This window comes from Acinetobacter towneri DSM 14962 = CIP 107472 (genome assembly GCF_000368785.1).
Lineage (GTDB): Bacteria > Pseudomonadota > Gammaproteobacteria > Pseudomonadales > Moraxellaceae > Acinetobacter > Acinetobacter towneri.
Window position 1 is genome coordinate 73,961 of the sequence record NZ_KB849688.1, and the last position, 18,533, is coordinate 92,493.

Annotated in this window: 13 protein-coding genes; 7 read left to right on the forward strand and 6 right to left on the reverse strand. The window is 43.2% G+C overall.

Annotated features, from left to right (window positions below; all coding sequences use genetic code 11):
* Positions 1-29 precede the first annotated feature (29 nt).
* The 6 genes from F947_RS01910 (at position 30) to F947_RS01935 (ending at position 6,797) form a co-directional block, all read left to right on the forward strand.
* On the forward strand, positions 30-1,631 hold the full coding sequence (locus tag F947_RS01910) for a carboxyl transferase domain-containing protein (protein WP_004971531.1): 1,602 nt from the start codon (positions 30-32) through the stop codon (positions 1,629-1,631).
* An 11-nt stretch (positions 1,632-1,642) separates the two neighbouring features.
* On the forward strand, positions 1,643-2,440 hold the full coding sequence (locus tag F947_RS01915) for an enoyl-CoA hydratase/isomerase family protein (protein ID WP_004971533.1): 798 nt from the start codon (positions 1,643-1,645) through the stop codon (positions 2,438-2,440).
* A 15-nt stretch (positions 2,441-2,455) separates the two neighbouring features.
* On the forward strand, positions 2,456-4,450 hold the full coding sequence (locus F947_RS01920; RefSeq protein WP_004971536.1) for an acetyl/propionyl/methylcrotonyl-CoA carboxylase subunit alpha: 1,995 nt from the start codon (positions 2,456-2,458) through the stop codon (positions 4,448-4,450).
* Complete coding sequence (locus tag F947_RS01925; protein WP_004971540.1) at positions 4,447-5,349, forward strand: hydroxymethylglutaryl-CoA lyase; 903 nt, start codon at positions 4,447-4,449, stop codon at positions 5,347-5,349. The genes F947_RS01920 and F947_RS01925 overlap by 4 nt, the downstream gene beginning before the upstream one ends.
* A 101-nt stretch (positions 5,350-5,450) precedes the next feature.
* Positions 5,451-6,155 carry a CoA transferase subunit A gene (locus F947_RS01930; RefSeq protein ID WP_004971542.1) on the forward strand — a complete coding sequence of 235 codons (705 nt, stop codon included), beginning with the start codon at positions 5,451-5,453 and terminating at the stop codon, positions 6,153-6,155.
* Between the two features lie 3 nt (positions 6,156-6,158).
* A complete protein-coding gene (locus tag F947_RS01935) occupies positions 6,159-6,797 on the forward strand; it encodes a CoA transferase subunit B (protein ID WP_004971544.1) in 639 nt (212 codons plus the stop codon).
* A 268-nt stretch (positions 6,798-7,065) separates the two neighbouring features.
* On the opposite strand, the gene F947_RS01940 is transcribed toward F947_RS01935, so the two are convergent.
* From F947_RS01940 to F947_RS01955, 4 genes are all read right to left on the reverse strand, one after another.
* The gene (locus tag F947_RS01940; protein ID WP_004971546.1) at positions 7,066-8,550 is read right to left on the reverse strand and encodes an OmpA family protein; all 1,485 of its coding nucleotides are present in this window, start codon (positions 8,548-8,550) and stop codon (positions 7,066-7,068) included.
* A gap of 231 nt (positions 8,551-8,781) precedes the next feature.
* Complete coding sequence (locus tag F947_RS01945; RefSeq protein ID WP_004971548.1) at positions 8,782-10,017, reverse strand: dihydroorotase; 1,236 nt, start codon at positions 10,015-10,017, stop codon at positions 8,782-8,784.
* Between the two features lie 10 nt (positions 10,018-10,027).
* Positions 10,028-11,044 carry an aspartate carbamoyltransferase catalytic subunit gene (locus F947_RS01950; protein WP_004971550.1) on the reverse strand — a complete coding sequence of 339 codons (1,017 nt, stop codon included), beginning with the start codon at positions 11,042-11,044 and terminating at the stop codon, positions 10,028-10,030.
* A 305-nt stretch (positions 11,045-11,349) separates the two neighbouring features.
* Positions 11,350-11,739, reverse strand: a complete 390-nt coding sequence (locus F947_RS01955; protein WP_004971553.1) for a hypothetical protein — start codon at positions 11,737-11,739, stop codon at positions 11,350-11,352.
* Between the two features lie 333 nt (positions 11,740-12,072).
* Between F947_RS01955 and rlmKL the strand changes: the two genes are divergently transcribed.
* The gene (gene rlmKL / locus F947_RS01960) at positions 12,073-14,277 is read left to right on the forward strand and encodes a bifunctional 23S rRNA (guanine(2069)-N(7))-methyltransferase RlmK/23S rRNA (guanine(2445)-N(2))-methyltransferase RlmL (protein WP_004971555.1); all 2,205 of its coding nucleotides are present in this window, start codon (positions 12,073-12,075) and stop codon (positions 14,275-14,277) included.
* 73 nt (positions 14,278-14,350) lie between these two features.
* Here the strand turns inward: rlmKL and F947_RS01965 are convergent, their stop codons facing one another.
* Both F947_RS01965 and clpB read right to left on the reverse strand, forming a co-directional pair.
* On the reverse strand, positions 14,351-15,634 hold the full coding sequence (locus tag F947_RS01965) for a DUF945 family protein (protein WP_004971558.1): 1,284 nt from the start codon (positions 15,632-15,634) through the stop codon (positions 14,351-14,353).
* 228 nt (positions 15,635-15,862) lie between these two features.
* Entirely contained in the window at positions 15,863-18,442 is a 2,580-nt protein-coding gene (gene clpB / locus F947_RS01970; RefSeq protein WP_004971561.1) for an ATP-dependent chaperone ClpB, read from the reverse strand.
* Positions 18,443-18,533 lie beyond the last annotated feature (91 nt).

An 18,533-nucleotide genomic window follows, 5' to 3' on the forward strand; every position in this document is an offset into this window, starting at 1 on the left:
AAATCACAAAAATAGACAAGGATGTTGGCATGAATCAATTACAGAGCAAAATTAATATTCGCAGCGACGAGTTCAAAAACAATCAGGCTGCTATGCAAGCATTGGTCGATGACCTGAGAGAAAAAGTCCAAAAAATTGCTTTGGGTGGTGGTGAAACGGCACGCCAAAAACATTTAGACCGTGGCAAATTGCTACCCCGTGAACGAATTGACCACTTAATTGATCCTGGCACTGCATTTATTGAAATTGGTCAATTGGCTGCGTATCAGGTCTATCAGGATGATGTACCTGCTGCGGGTGTGGTTGCTGGCGTGGGGCAAGTCAATGGCGTGACCTGCATGATCATTGCCAACGATGCCACCGTAAAAGGTGGAACTTATTATCCGCTGACCGTGAAAAAGCATTTGCGAGCACAGGAAATTGCAGAACAGAATCACCTGACCTGTATTTATTTGGTCGATTCAGGCGGTGCCTATTTACCGCTACAAGATGAAGTCTTTCCAGACCGTGATCATTTCGGACGTATTTTCTATAATCAGGCCCGCATGTCGAGCATGGGTATTGCCCAAATTGCAGTAGTGATGGGAAGCTGTACTGCAGGTGGCGCTTATGTACCTGCAATGTCAGATGAAACCATTATTGTGCGTAATCAGGGGACAATTTTCTTAGGTGGCCCACCGCTGGTAAAAGCTGCAACTGGCGAAGTCGTTTCAAGTGAAGACTTGGGTGGTGGTGATGTGCACACTCGCCTTTCAGGTGTGGCAGACCATTTAGCAGAAAATGATGAACATGCCTTGGCGATTGCCCGTAACATTGTGGCGAACTTAAACAAAAAGCCAAACCCACAACCAGAGCATGTAGAAGCACCGTTATTTGATGCCTCTGAACTGTATGGCATTGTACCGACTGATGCACGTAAACCATTTGATGTACGTGAAGTGATTGCCCGCATAGTTGATGGTTCACGTTTTGATGAATTCAAAGCACGCTTTGGTACTACGCTGATTACTGGTTTTGCCAAACTCTATGGTATGCCTGTCGGAATTATCGCCAACAATGGCATTTTATTTTCTGAGTCAGCACAAAAAGGCGCACACTTTATTGAACTGTGTACCCAACGCAACATTCCCCTGCTATTTATTCAAAATATCACAGGCTTTATGGTTGGTCGCCAATACGAAAATGAAGGTATCGCTAAAAATGGTGCCAAACTGGTCATGGCCGTTGCGACAGCCAATGTACCTAAACTGACTTTAGTGATTGGCGGTTCTTTTGGTGCAGGTAACTATGGCATGTGTGGTCGTGCCTACTCGCCACGCTTTATGTGGACATGGCCAAATTCTCGTATTTCGGTAATGGGTGGCGAACAGGCATCAAGCGTACTGTCTACCTTAAAACGCGACCAGATTGAAGCCAAAGGCGGTAGTTGGTCTGCAGAAGAAGAAGACCAATTTAAACAGCCAATTCGTGATCAATACGAGCGTCAGGGTCATCCATATTATGCGTCTGCACGCTTATGGGATGATGGTGTGATTGATCCAGCACAGTCGCGTGAAGTTTTGGCATTAAGTTTAGCCGCTGCCCTCAATGCACCCATCCAACCGACCAAATTTGGCGTGTTCCGCATGTAAGAGGTGACAAAATGGATTATCAGTTTTTACAGCTCGAACAGAACAACCAAGTGGCTACGGTTTGGATTAATCGTGCGGAATTGCATAACGCTTTCAATACAGAGGTGATTGAAGAATTACACGCCTGCTTTCAGGCACTGAATAGCCGTGATGATATTCGAGTGGTGATTTTGGCAGGACGCGGCAAAAGCTTTTCTGCAGGTGCAGATTTGAACTGGATGAAACAGGCAGGTCAAGCTTCTACAGCAGAAAATCAAGCCGATGCCCTAAAACTGGCAAAAATGCTGCAAAGTTTAGCGACGTTAAAACAACCGACTATTGCCCGTGTGCATGGTATTGCCTTTGGTGGTGGTATGGGTTTGGCAGCTGCCTGTGATATTTGCGTTGCCAGCACCGATGCCAAGTTTGCGACCTCTGAAGTACGTTTAGGTTTAGCACCATCTACCATTAGCCCTTACGTCATTCGTGCGATTGGCGCACGTCAGGCATCACGTTACTTTTTAACGGCAGAGCGTATTTCTGCAGAACAGGCACAGCAAATTGGTTTAGCGCATGAAGTCACTTCAGCCGAAGACTTAGACAGCAAAATTGATGAAATTGTGCAAGCCTTATTGCTTGGTGGCCCAGAAGCGCAACATGCTTCTAAACAACTGATTCAGATGGTTAATCATCAAGTTTTGACCGAAGATTTACTCCAACAAACTGCACAGCATATTGCACATGTTCGCCAAGGAACTGAGGCGAAAAATGGCTTAAATGCTTTTTTAAATAAACAAAGCCCGGCTTGGATCAAGACCACGGCAGAATAAAAGAAGGATCGCACGATGTTTGAAAAGATTTTAATTGCCAACCGTGGTGAAATTGCCTGCCGTGTAATTCGTACCGCAAAAAAACTTGGGATTGCGACTGTCGCGGTGTATTCAGATGCCGATGCGCAATCACAACACGTTAAACTGGCAGACGAAGCCATTTATATTGGTGAATCGCCTGCGGCACAAAGTTATTTGCAAGTTGAACGTATTATTCAGACAGCCAAAAGCACAGGTGCACAAGCGATTCACCCGGGTTATGGTTTCTTATCTGAAAATGACCAATTCGCACTTGCCTGTAAAGACAACAATATTGTTTTTATTGGCCCGCCAGTTGAAGCCATTTTGGCGATGGGTCTAAAAGCAACCTCTAAAGCCTTGATGGAAAAAGCAGGTGTGCCACTAACTCCGGGCTACCACGGCAGCAATCAAGATGCGGCATTTTTAAAGCAACAAGCCGACAGCATTGGTTATCCTATGCTCATTAAAGCCAGTGCAGGCGGTGGCGGTAAAGGCATGCGTTTAGTAGAACGCAGTGAAGACTTTCTCAGCTCACTCGCTTCATGTAAAAGTGAAGCACGTTCTAGCTTTGGCAACGAAGACGTGCTGATTGAACGCTATGTGATTCAACCACGTCATATTGAAGTACAGGTTTTTGGCGATACTCACGGCAACTACGTGCATTTGTTTGAACGTGATTGCTCGGTACAACGTCGCCACCAAAAAGTGCTTGAAGAAGCACCTGCACCAAAAATGCCAGAAGATAAACTCGAAACTATGCGCCAAGCCGCAATTGATGCCGCACGTGCTGTAAATTACGTGGGCGCAGGTACGGTAGAGTTTATTGTCGAGCAAGACGGTACTGCTTATTTCATGGAAATGAATACCCGCTTGCAGGTCGAACACCCCGTCACAGAAATGATTACAGGGCAAGACTTGGTTGAGTGGCAATTGCGAGTTGCTTTTGGTGAGCCATTGCCAAAACAGCAACATGAATTGCAAATTCATGGTCATGCCCTTGAAGCGCGTGTGTATGCCGAAGAACCAGAAAAAGGCTTTATTCCTGCCATTGGTCAAATCAGCTATCTGCATTATCCAGAGCAAAATGATGCCGTACGTGTCGATAGCGGGATTGTCGAAGGTGATGAAATCAGCACCTACTACGACCCAATGATTGCCAAACTGATTGTTTGGGGTAAAAACCGTGAAGCAGCATTAACGCAAATGCACCATGCTTTAGGTCAGTTCCACGTCGATGGTTTAGGCAACAACATTGCATTCTTGGATCGTTTGGTGCTGTGTGATTCCTTTAAACATGCCAATTTGGATACAGGGCTTATTCAACGTGAGGAAGCATTTTTACTTAACGCAAAACCTGAAGTCGCTACAGAAACTGTCGTTGCAGCTGCGTTAATTGATGTACTTTCTCGTATTCAAAACAACAAAGCGGCAAACAACGCGGTTTGGCAAAAAGACCACTTCTGGCGCTTAAATCAGCAAAGCGCCCACACAGTGCAATTACAGTGCAATGACCAAACACTCAAAATCCAGTTAAAACCATGCACTTCTGGTTTTGAGGCTCACTACAATGGGCAAACGCTGAGCGTTCAAGGCGAGCTTTTGGATGCACATCGTCTACAGGTTTGTATCAATGGTCAGCAACAAAAAATAGCATTTAACCAACATGCGCAAGGCATCACCCTGTTCCAAAACGGTCAGCGTCATGTGTTTAGCTATGTACAAGCAAACTTTAACAGCGATGATCAACAAGACAATGCCAACAATCTGACTGCACCAATGCCGGGTGTAATCACCCAAGTTTTGGTGGCAGCCAATGCCCGTGTGAAAAAAGATGATGTACTGATGACACTGGAAGCCATGAAAATTGAATATTCAATTCGTGCGCCTTTCGATGGCATTGTGGCAAGTTCGTACTTCCAAGCGGGCGATCAGGTCAAAGCAGGCGATGAACTGGTTGAATTTGAAGCCTTGACGGAGGAAGTTGCATGACTGAATTTGTCAAAATTGTAGAGGTTGGCCCACGAGATGGTCTGCAAAATGAGAAAACACCACTCACTTTGGCAGATCGTAAAAACCTGATTTTGGATTTAATGCAAACAGGTTTAAGCAGCATTGAAGTCGGTTCTTGCGTATCGGCCAAATGGGTACCGCAAATGGCAGACAGCGATGTGCTGTTTGCCAGCCTGCCACAAAACCCAAACATTCAATTCAGTTTACTGACCCCAAACTCAAAAGGTTTTGAGTCGGCTTTGGCGGTGGGTTGCAAAGAAGTTGCCGTGTTTACCGCCGCTTCTGAAAGCTTTACCCGAAAAAATATCAACTGCTCAATTGAAGAAAGTTTGGAAAAATTTAGCGATGTCATGCGTCAAGCCAAAGCGCACAACATTCGCGTGCGTGGTTATGTATCTTGTATGGTGGACTGTCCTTATGAAGGCGCAATTGACCCGAAACAAGTCGCAAAAGTCACACAGCAATTATTGGACATGGGCTGCTATGAAGTGTCTTTGGGTGAAACCATTGGTACAGCAACCCCTGACCGTGTGCAAAAAGTCTGGGATGCATGTTTGGCACAGGTCGATGCCAAAGTTTTAGCAGGTCATTTTCACAATACTTACGGCATGGCGATTGCCAATATTTATCAATCGCTCTTACAAGGCATTCGTGTATTTGATTCATCCATTGCTGGTTTGGGTGGCTGTCCGTATGCCAAAGGTGCATCGGGCAATGTGTCTACCGAAGACTTGTACTATTTACTGTCCAAGATGGGTTTTGAAACAGGTGTGCGGTTAGAGCCGCTGATGCAAGCCAGTCGCAACATCAGCAATATCTTACAGCGTGATAATCCATCTCACTATGCCAATGCCTACTGGCAAAAGGTTTGTGCTTAAAACCCATTTCATCCTCAATAACTTTGGAACATAAGCGACAAGGATGACAACAACACAACATGGCAAGTGAATGCCGTGCAGAGAATAAATAGAGGTGACAAATGTCCAATAAAGTATATGACAGCGCACAAGCTGCATTAAATGGCGTGGTTCAAGATGGGCATACCTTGGCGGTGGGCGGTTTTGGTCTATGCGGTATTCCTGAAGCCTTGATTGCTGCGTTAAAAGATACAGGCGTCAAACAACTGACTTGTATTTCTAATAACGCTGGCGTCGATGGTTTTGGTTTAGGCTTATTGCTTGAAACCAAACAAATCAAAAAAATGATTTCATCTTATGTCGGCGAAAATAAAGAATTTGAACGCCAGTTTTTAAGCGGTGAATTGGAAGTTGAACTCACCCCGCAAGGCACACTGGCAGAAAAACTACGCGCAGGCGGTGCAGGTATTCCTGCATTTTTCACCCCAACAGGTGTAGGCACTGTCATTGCAGAAGGCAAAGAAGTCCGTGAATTTAACGGCAAAGATTATATTTTAGAAGAATCTTTGACTGCAGATGTCGCTTTGGTCAAAGCCTACAAAGCAGATAAAGCGGGTAATCTTATTTTCCGTAAAACAGCACAAAACTTTAATCCTGTTTGTGCTATGGCAGGCAAAATCACCATTGCCGAAGTTGAACAAATCGTTGAAATTGGCGATTTAGACCCCGACGAAATCCACTTAGCTGGTATTTATGTGAACCGCATTGTCCTCAATGCAAGCCCAGAAAAACGGATTGAACAAATGACTTTAAAGGCGGAGGCTTAAGACATGGCTTGGACGCGTAATCAAATGGCGCAGCGCGCTGCACAAGAATTAGAAGATGGTTTTTATGTCAATTTAGGCATTGGCTTACCCACACTGGTCGCCAATTATATTCCTGAACATATCAATGTCTGGTTACAGTCCGAAAATGGCTTGCTTGGCATTGGTGAGTTCCCAACTGCCGAAACTGTAGATGCCGACCTGATCAATGCAGGTAAACAAACTGTGACAGCGCGTAAAGGTGCGGCTTTTTTCTCTAGCGCAGATTCCTTTGCCATGATTCGTGGCGGGCATGTCAATATCGCTATTTTAGGGGCAATGGAAGTTTCTGAACAAGGCGATCTTGCCAACTGGATGATTCCAGGCAAGAAAGTTAAAGGTATGGGCGGTGCAATGGATTTGGTTGCAGGCGTACAAAAAGTTGTAGTGCTGATGGAACATTGTGCCAAAGATGGTACGCCTAAAATTGTATCGCAGTGCAGTTTGCCACTCACAGGTAAAGCGGTGGTGCATCGTATCATTACCGACTTAGGCGTGCTTGATATTACTCCACAAGGCGTAAAGTTGATTGAACTTGCACCCGATGTCAGTTTTGATGAAATTCAAAAAGTCACAGGTGTTGCCTTACAAAAAGTCGCAGCTTGATGAATTTATCTCGAGTGAATAACCCTCTCCTTTGCAAGTTTTGATGCACTGCTTTAAAACTTAATACAAGGGAGAGAGTTTATTTTGACTCCTATACTTTTCCACTCAACAAAACCAATAAATCACTGATTTATAAAACTATTCCTCAAACCAAAGAGCATCCAAAAATTACTTTCAATTTCGATATTTGCACAATACTTCGGGATTGATCCACAATAAAAAAGCCTTCACTTTGCAAAGTGAAGGCTTACAAGAAAATAGACCTATTTTAAGATTGAGGCGCCTTTTGCTCTACCACGCCAGCATCTTCCACACTACGCACCGTGCCTGTATCTACATTCAAGACTTCAAACTCAATACGGCGGTTTTTAAATTGACCTTCTGGCGTTGCATTTGCCGCAATCGGCTGCTCTGAACCAAAACCAATGGCTTGCAATTGACCCGGATTTACACCACGTGATACTAAATAATCGACCACTGCTTGCGCACGTTGTTGTGACAAAGTTTTGTTGGCATTGGCATCACCTACGGCATCGGTATGCCCTTTCACGGTTAATTGCACTTGTGGCGCGCGCTGCATCAATACCGCAGCCTGATCTAAAATAGACTTATTGGCTGCTGGAATTTCAGTCGATGCAGAATCAAAATTAATGATTTGCATATTGAGTGCCGTCGCAATATCCAAAGCTTGAATATTGTCAGGATTAATTGCAGCCAAAGCCTGCTCGGCATTGCTAATACTGCTGGTTACAGCCTGATTAACATCGGTTACTGTAGTTTCTGCAGGTTGCTGAGTCACTACAGTCATGTTTTTAGCCAATGGACGAATTTGACTGGCTAAACGCTCTGCATCGGCAGGGTTCGCGGCTTGAATAGACAGTTGATTACCCACCCAGTTTAAATTGACATTCGGTACACCTTTCAGCATTTTTAAAACGCTTGGAATCACGTCCTGATCAATAAATTCCGAATGATAGTTGGCAAAATTTTCTGCACCACAACCTGTTGGATGATTGAAAATTTGCTTCACTTCATTCTGCAGAATTTCCATATAGCTTGGATTATTCAGCAAAATTTGACAGGTCACCAAATTACCATCACTGCCTGTACTGACTTGCAACATTGCAGCCTGAATGGCTGCCACTTGGGTCTGTGTGGTTGCAGGCGCTTGGTTGCGGTCACTACATGCACGGAATAAAAATGCCAATAAACCAATTAAAATAATTAAAGCTAAAATTGGCAATAACCACGAACGGCGTTCTTCTACGGGCTCAGTCACAATGACTTCAGGTGCTTGATGTACGGTTTGGCCCGCAGCATTATTTACCCCCAAAGCAGCCAATAATGCTGTTGCCCACTGCGGTAAAGCCGCCTGAATTGAATCTAAATTGTTTTGCAGTAAATGCTGAATGGCAACTGGGTCAGATGAACCTGCCTGATTTTCCAAAAAGTTTAAACTTGGTGCAATTGAACGATTCAGGGTGTTTTCAATTTCGGTTTGCGGTGCTGTGCCGCTGACCAAATCTAAAAACTGCTGTTTTAAAGATAGATTTGAACCAAATACATCGCCCACACGTGGATTCAGTTGTCGCAGCAGATTGTCAATCAGTTGAGGTCGTGAATTTAAAATAGACAATAAAATGGGATAAAAACTATTTAATGCCTGATTTTTTTCAAGCAAATGCTGGGTTTCCCCTTCCAATACAATGGATGACACACTTTGTTTGAGCAAGTCTATAAAATCTGTTTGCATATATATGCCCTCTTTTTTGTCTTTGTTTTCAAGTTGTTTTTTAGTGTATATGCTTAAAATTTAAACAAATGTAATAAATTGTGGTGTTTTGATTTTGTTGTGAAATTTGAGTCAACGGAATGTAGAGTCTCTTCTTCGATTTTCTATTTGGGGATTGTTAAAATTCAATAAAAAAGCCAGCCGAAGCTGACTCTTATTTAAACTTGAAAATAAAATATCAATCAGAGCATATTAAGCAGTAAAGACGCGTACTGCTTTGCCTTTTACAACTTGATTAATCAAAGGCGTATTTTTGCCTTGTGACACAATCGTTTCTTTGTTCAGTGTCCATTCCACTTCTGGATCAACCAAGACCCAACCCGCTTCCTGTTCCCAACGACTTTGCATTTTTGCCACACGCGCAGGTGCAAGTGTCACTTTTTCTACCCATTCCAATGGACTGAACAGACCTTCCTGAATCAGTTGAATCCCAAATGGAATATAAGTATCAAATGCAGTAAAACCTGACAAAGTATCTGCAAATGGTGCCATTTTTGCAGAGCTATTTAACGGCTCATGATGAGTACAAATCGCATCAATCACACCATCTTTTACACCTTGACGCAGTAATGCTTTGTCTTGCTCTGAGCGCAGTGGCGGACGTACATGCGCTAACGAGTTAAAACCATCAATAATTTGATCGGTTAAATGCAGTTGATGCATCGCCACATCGCAAGTGACAGGTAAACCTTTGGCTTTAGCTTGTTGAATCAATTCAACTGATGCACCACAAGACAATAAGCCAAAATGCGCACGTACACCTGTGGCTTCAATCATCAGCAAATATTTGGCAATCGCTACGGTTTCTGCCAAAGTTGGAATCATAGGCAAGCCCTGACGCGATGCAATAAAACCTTCATGCACACAGCCATCTTTAGCAATTTGCGGTTCTTCGGCATAGAACACCACGGTCATGTCCAAACCTGCAGCATATTCCAGTGTGCGAATCACGACATCATCATCTTCAAAAGGTGCATTGGCATTGGACACTGCACTACAGCCGCCTTTTTTCAGTCCCGCCATATTGGCAGGCTGCTTGCCGTTTAAACCTTGAGTTTGTGCACCAATCACTTCTAAATAAATGCCACCATCCAACATGGCTTTTTCGACCAAACCATGAATGAGTGCACCGTTGTCTTGCACGATTGGTTTAGAATCGGGTGGCGTAAATAAGTGCAGAATTCCGTTTTCACGTGCGGCCTTGCCTTCAGATTTGAGCGTGCCATGTTGTTGCTGACCAGGTTCACGTAAACGTGCGCATAAATCGACCATAGTTGGCATGAGCCATTGACCTTGGGCATCTATGCTTTCGCTAATATCTGCACTTTCTGCAACCAACTTGCCATTTTCAAGATATACCGTTTGTACGCGGTCAATTTGCTGGATTGGGTCAAGCACACGTACATTTTCAATTTTTACAATCGCCATGACTTTTTCCTTATACCGCAATCGCGTCAATCAAACCTTGTTCTTGCAATTGACCTTGCATCGCCAAGGCCAATACCGCCATACGTACCGCAATACCGTTGGTTACTTGATTTAAAATCACCGATTGAGGCCCATCGGCAATGCTTGAATCAATTTCGACACCACGGTTCATTGGACCAGGATGCATCACAATACAGTTTGGTTTTGCAAGCGCCAAACGCTCTTTGTTTAAACCGTACATTTTGTAGAATTCGGCTTGTGAGGCAAGTGCTGGCGAATCAATACGTTCATTTTGAATACGCAGGGTGATAATCACGTCGCAATCTTTAATGCCTTCTTCCATTTTGTTAAATAAACGCACGCCTGCGCCATATTCATCAAAACCGTAGGGCAACAAGGTGTTCGGTGCAATCACGCGAATGTCTTTACAGCCCAGTGTTTGCAAGGCAGCCACATCGGAACGCGCCACGCGTGAATGTTTGATATCACCAATAATCGCAACACTTAATTCTTCATAAGGTCGTTGGGTTTCACGGCGAATGGTCAGCATATCCAACATCGCTTGCGTTGGATGTGCATGACGGCCATCACCCGCATTAATAATGGCAACCTTTGGGCAAACCGTTTTAGCAATAAAATGTGCTGCACCTGAAGATGAATGACGCACCACAAAAATGTCAGCAGCCATCGCCTCTAAGTTCCACAAAGTGTCACGCAAAGTTTCACCTTTAGAGGTACTTGAACGGGCAATATCAATATTGAGTACATTGGCAGAAAGACGCTTGGCTGCGGCTTCAAATGTGGTGCGGGTACGAGTAGAGTTTTCGAAGAACAAATTCATCACCGTGCGCCCTTCGAGCAAATTATTGGTGATCAGTTGGTTTTGTTCATTGAAAAAGGACTGTGCTGTGTCCAGAATTTGGGTGAGGGTTTCTTTGGAAAGACCTTCGATGGTTAAAAAGTGTTTTAAATGCCCATCTTTATTCAATTGAATCTGGCTCGGAGTATGCAATGCCGCCAAATGCATGAGAGATTCCTTATACGTTAAGTTAACGCATTATACAGAAATTGATTTGGCAAAGCAGTGTAACTTGGCATGATTTAGTCAAAAGAAACTTATGATTTTAAAAATTAAGTCATGCAGACTCATCTACACTTTCTTTCATGCTTAATACTCTACAAAGCGATGTGAAAGGATGGCATTTATATTTAACTGCTCTGCTAGCCAATCATCTTGATATGAGGTTGATAAATATCTGGTTGATCAATCTTCACATACAACAACCTACACAACATTAAGGCTGTGTAGGCAAAGTCCGTGCCATTCCCCACTCAACGCAATGCACCAATATAATGATGTGACACCTGCGCCTGATAAATTTCTTCGGCTGTCGGTTCAGTCAAATCATCTATATTTTCCATATTTTCTACTGCAACCAATTGCTGCGCTGCGGTCTGCGGCGGCGTTATTTCTGCATCAGCATCCATTAACACACCCAACATACTATTTAAGCGCACGACATAACGACGCAATTCGTCATCTTGTGTGGCAAGTGCCAATTGCAACACATCACGTGCATAGTTTGGATTTTCCACCAGATACATCACATCAATCACACGTCCACTGACACGTCTTAATCGTGTATAAATTAAAGTCGCGACTGAAAAAACCTCGTTATTCGCTGTTAAATCATGTGCCGTGGTTAAAGTAGCTGTTGTCATTCAAATATTCCCCTCATGGCTTCATTGTTGTTTTGCAGTATTCGATGCCCATCTGCGGTATGTTCATCATCACAACAAAGCATTAGCAAAATACATACCAATCATGTGAATATTCAGGTTTTAATTCTGGCGCAAAACAATCACTCAAAAAATTTATTGGGTTGCCTCAACATCCTCACGTCATTTTCAGAAAAACGAAAACATTAAAAAATCGCGCTAAAGCCTCTAAAACCCAAACCTTTAAAATTCTGCGCGATTCACGCTAAATCACTAAGTTTTCCAACACAAAATACGTTAAAATAGCCGATTGCTGAATTGCTTTTGGAAATTTTCATGAATTCGAAACCCCGTCTTTCTACATATTGGGTCACCTGTGCAGATGGACTTGAAACCTTATTGCAAGAAGAAATGCAAGGTTTAGGTATTCAAAATATCGAACGTTTACCGGGTCGTTTAATTTTCAAAGGCACACTCGAAAATGCCTACCGTGTCTGTATGTGGTCACGTTTAGCCTCACGTGTCCTTACACCAATTCACACACACGAAATTGAATTTAGTCACGACGCGCGCGATGTAGCCGAAGAGCTTTATGAAGGTGCGCTGAGCTTTGACTGGTCACTGATTTTTGCGCCACAAAGTACTTTTGCAGTGCGTTTGCATATAGAGCGTGACATTAAAGTGAACAGCCAATTTGCGACCTTGCGCGTTAAAGATGGTGTGGTCGATTCATTTATGGATGCAGTGGGCAAACGTCCAAGCATTGACATCAAACAGCCTGAAATTACCTTATACGTGTTAGCAGGCAAAAAAGAACATACATACTGCCTCGATTTATCTGGCGATTCCTTGCATAAACGCGGCTATCGTCGTTTTATGACCGATGCCCCAATTAAAGAAAACCTTGCCGCAGCGATTCTGCAAAAAGGTCAATTACAACAAATTCAACCCGACATTATTTTAGACCCAATGTGTGGTTCGGGCACGTTTATTATTGAAGCATTGATGATGCTGACTGACCGTGCACCGGGTTTGGTACGTCGTTTTGGTTTTAACGGTTGGCAAGGTCACGACCATGAATTGTGGATGAGCATTAAAGCAGAAGCGGCAGAACGCCATCAAACTGCATTACAACAACCATTGCCAAAATTTTATGCTTTCGATGCCGACTGGGAAGCAGTCAAAGCCACCAAGCAAAATATTATTGCAGCAGGTTTTGAAAGTCTGCTCGATCAGATTCAAATTGAAGAACGTACTTTGGCTGACTGGCCCGACTTTCAAGCCGAAGGTAAAAAGGCCTTTATTGTAACCAACCCACCTTATGGTGAGCGTTTGGGCGATAAAGCCTCGAACCGTGCCTTATATTTGGGTCTGTCTGCCCTCTTGCAAAAGCATTTCCCAAATCAAAAAGCAGCCGTCATTGCAGCCCAAGTTGAACAAGCCGATGTGTTGGCTTTCAATGACCCGCAAATTTTACGTTTGATGAACGGTAAACTGCCAATTTATGTCCGTTTTGGTACGATCAAACCTGCAACATTCGCACGCCCATTCCTAGCAGATTGGCAACCGCAACAGTTTGAACCCATTGAAGGCGCAGAAGATTTCACCAACCGTTTGCAAAAAAACATGCAAAGCCTGAAAAAATGGGCGGTGAAAGAAAATGTGCATTGCCTGCGTTTATACGATGCGGACTTACCTGACTTTAATGTCGCAGTCGATTTATACGGCGACCGTTTGCACGTGCAGGAATATGCGCCGCCGAAAAAAATTGATCCTGAAAAAGCCAAAAAGCGTTTTAACCTTGCCTTACAAGCCATTCGTGCCGTGACAGGTTTAGGGCGTGATGCGGTATTTATTAAAACCCGTGCCCGTCAGGAAGGTAAAAACCAGTACACCAAACAAAGTACCGCCTCGAAGCGTTTTATTGTGCAAGAAGGTCAGGCTAAAATTTTGGTTAACCTCACCGACTACCTAGATACAGGCTTGTTCCTTGACCATCGTCAAATGCGTTTACGTATTGCCAAAGAAGCACGTGGCAAGCACTTCCTGAATTTATACAGTTATACCTCAACTGCAAGTTTACATGCCGCGCTTGGCGGTGCAGCAAGTACCACCAGCGTCGATTTATCCAATACTTATTTGAATTGGTCTAAAGAAAACTTTGTATTGAATGGTTTAACGGTAGACCATGCCGATGAACAACATCAATTCTTTGCCAGTGATTGTTTTGAATGGCTCAAAGAAGGTCATGAACAATATGATCTGATCTTTATTGACCCACCAACTTTCTCAAACTCTAAAAAGTTCTACGGAACATTTGACGTACAACGCGACCACGTTTCTTTAATTAAGCGTGCCATGAACCGCTTAACCACAGGCGGAACGCTGTACTTCTCCAACAACTACCGTGGTTTTGAAATGGATGAAGAAATTGAAGCCATGTTTGATGTGCAGGAAATTAGCCATGAAACTATTGGGCAAGATTTCAAACGCAACACCAAAATCCACCGTGCTTGGAAAATTCAGCACCCGCCTGTTTAAATAAACGATATGGCAATACAACAAAGCCTGTTCATTTGAACAGGCTTTGTTGTATCGTAGATCAGTATCTAGATTATTGACCAGTTAAAAACTTCTTTTCACCATATTGATAATGCATCGACAGTTTAAATTCATCACCATCACGTTGAATTTGCTGATTGCTTTGCATCGCACTGAGCATCTGTTCTAATTCTTGATCAGACATGCTTTTACCCGCAGCATTCATATAATTATTCATAATAGTTTTGACTACTTGTTTGTTAAAACTCACATCGGTTTGCACTTCTAGCAAACTTGGGAACATTTTCGCTAAGCCTTCTACAGTGGTTTGATGCCCTGGCATCACTTTACCAACCAAATCTGCCCGAATACTGCCTGTGCCTAATTTCAACTGATTCTTCTTGGATTCGAACTGAAAGCCCTCATTAATCACAGCCAACAAGGCTTGTTGTACATCTTTCTCAAAGTTTTCCGCTTCTAGGCATGAGTTGTTTTGTTTTTGCACAATATCAAGAAACGTCTGCATTTTACTGCGCTGCAAGTTTTTAACATCCCAATTCACTTGCAGGTCTTGCATGGCAGGCACATTATTTAAACCTAACTCGGCAATTTTAAATTTCGATTGAATATCTACCGTGCGCTCATGCAGTTGAGTATCCATACGCCAACTGAAGTCTTTCATTTTGCCTGAACCCACTGCTTTTGGGTCTTGACGCTGCATTTCTGCAATACTGAATTGGAAATAGCCCGGCTCTAAAGACTGCACATTCAAAGCCTGATTGGTTTTAAACTGCATGCCTTTTACTTGAAGATGTCCAAATTGATCCAGCACCGTCAATTGAGGCACATCAAAACTCATATTTACAATTTTCTGCTGCCCCTGACTTTGTTTCGCCTGAAACTCAATCTGCATAGGAGAAAATTTAGCTTCAAGTCCTGCTTCTTTTTTCTCTATAGCAGGTATGCTCAATTTCGTGGTCGATACACCCAACCAATTCACTTGCGTTGTCACATTTAGAGGCTGCTGAAAGAACTCGGAAAATTGTCCCTGCCCTTGTTCCAGATTCATTTTAGAATCAATTTGGTAACCTTTCCATGTCCGCTGAATTTGATCTTGTCCGTGAAACACCAGTTTTTCTTTAGCATTACATGGGTCTGCAATAATGGTCATTTTCCATTTGGCAGTACCTGTTAAAGTCCCCATGTCGTAGTCCGTATATTGGACGCTCACATTGGGTACAGGATTTAAATTTTGTTGATAATGCTCACGCAGGCTCTTATCTGCATATAAATTTCCTGCAGTGACAGCTCCTGCCAACACTGCAACCCCCATTCCACCCCATACTATTTTTGACATAGATTCTGCTCAGAATTTATCTATTCTTATTGAACAATAAATTATAATTAATCTTCTTTAAAAAAGATAATTGTTTTGCAAATAAATCACTTAAATACAATATTCATCACAAAATATTAAAAATAGCTGTCATTTTTTACCAAAAATTTTACTTATGTGACCTAAATTGTCAGTCATAAAAAACCCAGCCGAAGCTGGGTTTCTTAAAAGTTGCTTACACATAGCCAATTAGCTGAGTTTCATTTTTTCAAACAGCAAATGACCATTTTCAGCTTTAATTAAAATCGTATCACCTGCAACAAAGTCACCTGCGAGGATTTTTTGCGCCAATGTGTTTTCCACTTGTTGCTGAATTGCACGTTTCAATGGACGCGCACCGTAGACTGGGTCAAAACCTGCTTCAATCAATTGATCAAATGCAGTATCGTCTATCGACAAGCTCAAGTCGCGTTCGCTTAAACGCGCACGTAAACGATCCAATTGAATATCGGCAATGCCACGAATTTGTGCTTTTTCCAGTGAATGGAACACCACCAACTCATCAATACGGTTAATAAACTCAGGGCGGAAATGTTGTGAAACTGCGGCCATGACCACGGTACGCACTTCTTCACGTGTTGGATTGTCACCCAATTCACGTACTTCGTGTGAACCCAAGTTAGAAGTCATCACAATTACAGTGTTCTTAAAGTCCACCACGCGACCTTGCGAGTCGGTTAGGCGTCCATCATCCAACACCTGCAACAAGATGTTAAATACGTCTGGATGGGCTTTTTCCACCTCATCAAACAGCACCACACTGTACGGTTTACGACGTACTGCTTCGGTTAATACACCACCTTCTTCATAACCGACATAGCCTGGAGGCGCACCGACCAAACGGCTGACCGAGTGTTTTTCCATAAATTCAGACATATCAATCCGAATCATGGCGTCATCGCTGTCAAACAAGAAGTTCGCTAACGCTTTGGTCAATTCTGTTTTACCTACCCCTGTTGGGCCAAGGAACAGGAACGAACCACTTGGACGGTTAGGATCAGACAAACCTGCGCGTGAACGACGTACCGCATTCGACACCGCCACCACAGCTTCATCTTGCCCCACCACACGGTTATGCAAGAAATCTTCCATGTGTAGCAATTTTTCACGTTCACCCTGCAGCATTTTCGATACAGGAATGCCCGTTGCAGCACTCACGACTTCAGCAATTTCATTGTCCGTAACTTTGTTACGCAATAATTTTGGTTCTTCTTTCTCTTCAACCAACTCATCTTGTGCCAGTTGTTTTTCCAACTCAGGAATCACACCGTATTGTAAACGTGACATTTCCGCCAAGTCATTTTCACGCTGCGCTTTTTGCAATGCCATACGTGCCTGATCAAGCTGAGTCTGAATTTGCTTAGTGCCTTCAACCAAGGTTTTTTCCGCTTTCCAAACTTCTTCCAAATCATTGTATTCATTTTGAACTTCAATAATTTGTTTTTCCAGATGTGCAACTTCAGCACGGCTGCCTGCATCTTCATCTTTCTTCACGGCTTCAAGTTGCAGTTTTAATTGAATTAAACGGCGCTCTAATTTATCTAAGGCTTCAGGCTTAGAATCTAGCTCCATTTTAATCCGTGACGCTGCCTCATCCACCAAATCAATTGCCTTGTCGGGAAGTTGACGGTCAGTGATATAACGGTGCGACATTTTAGCGGCGGCAATAATCGCCGAATCTAAAATTTTAACCCCGTGGTGCACTTCGTAGCGTTCTTTCAGACCTCGTAAAATTGCAATGGTGTCTTCTACACTTGGCTCATCAACCAATACTTTTTGGAAACGACGCTCTAAAGCTGCATCTTTTTCAATATATTGACGATACTCATCTAAAGTGGTTGCACCCACACAGCGCAATTCGCCACGCGCCAATGCAGGTTTCAACATATTGCCTGCATCCATGGCACCATCGCCTTTACCTGCACCCACAAGTGTGTGTAATTCATCAATAAATAAGATGACTTCCCCTTCTTGTTTCGCCAAGTCTTTTAAGACCGCTTTTAGGCGTTCTTCAAACTCACCGCGATATTTCGCACCTGCCAACAATGAGCCCAAATCTAAAGATAAAACACGTTTACCTTTTAAACTTTCAGGCACTTCACCATTCACAATACGCTGCGCCAAACCTTCAACAATCGCAGTTTTACCCACACCAGGTTCACCAATGAGTACTGGGTTGTTTTTGGTACGGCGTGACAACACCTGAACGGTACGGCGGATTTCATCATCACGACCAATTACAGGGTCTAGCTTGCCCGCCAACGCACGTTCAGTTAAGTCGATGGTATATTTATTGAGTGAGTCACGTTGATCTTCGTGATTATTGCTCATGACTTTTTCATCCCCTCTAATTTTGTCAATCACGCTACGCAAACTATCTGAGGTCACGCCTACACTGTTCAGTAGTGTTTTGGTCGCGCCCACTTCGGTCAAACCCAGCATCAACCAATCGGTCGATAAAAACTCATCACCTGCTTTTTGGGCAAAACTGTCAGCCAAATTCAAGGCTTTAACCGCATCTGGACTTAAGTTGATATCGCCTGTTGGATTGGCCAAAGTCGGTGCATCAGCAATCGCTTGCTGTAATTTGCTTTGCAAATCACGTAGGTTTGCGCCTGCTTGTTGTAATAAACTGACATTGGAAGCTTCTTCGAGCAAAGTCGCCAATAAGTGAATGCCTTCAATGGCAGTATGATCTTTCCCTATCGCAAGAGATTGGGCATCGGATAAAGCTTGCTGTAGTCGGTTGGTAAACTTTTCAAAACGCATTCTTGTTATTCCTCACAACAAATTGTGTACTTGATGGATATATGGGAACGCAGGCGTAAATTTCAATTAAATTTTTTATATATTTTTCAAA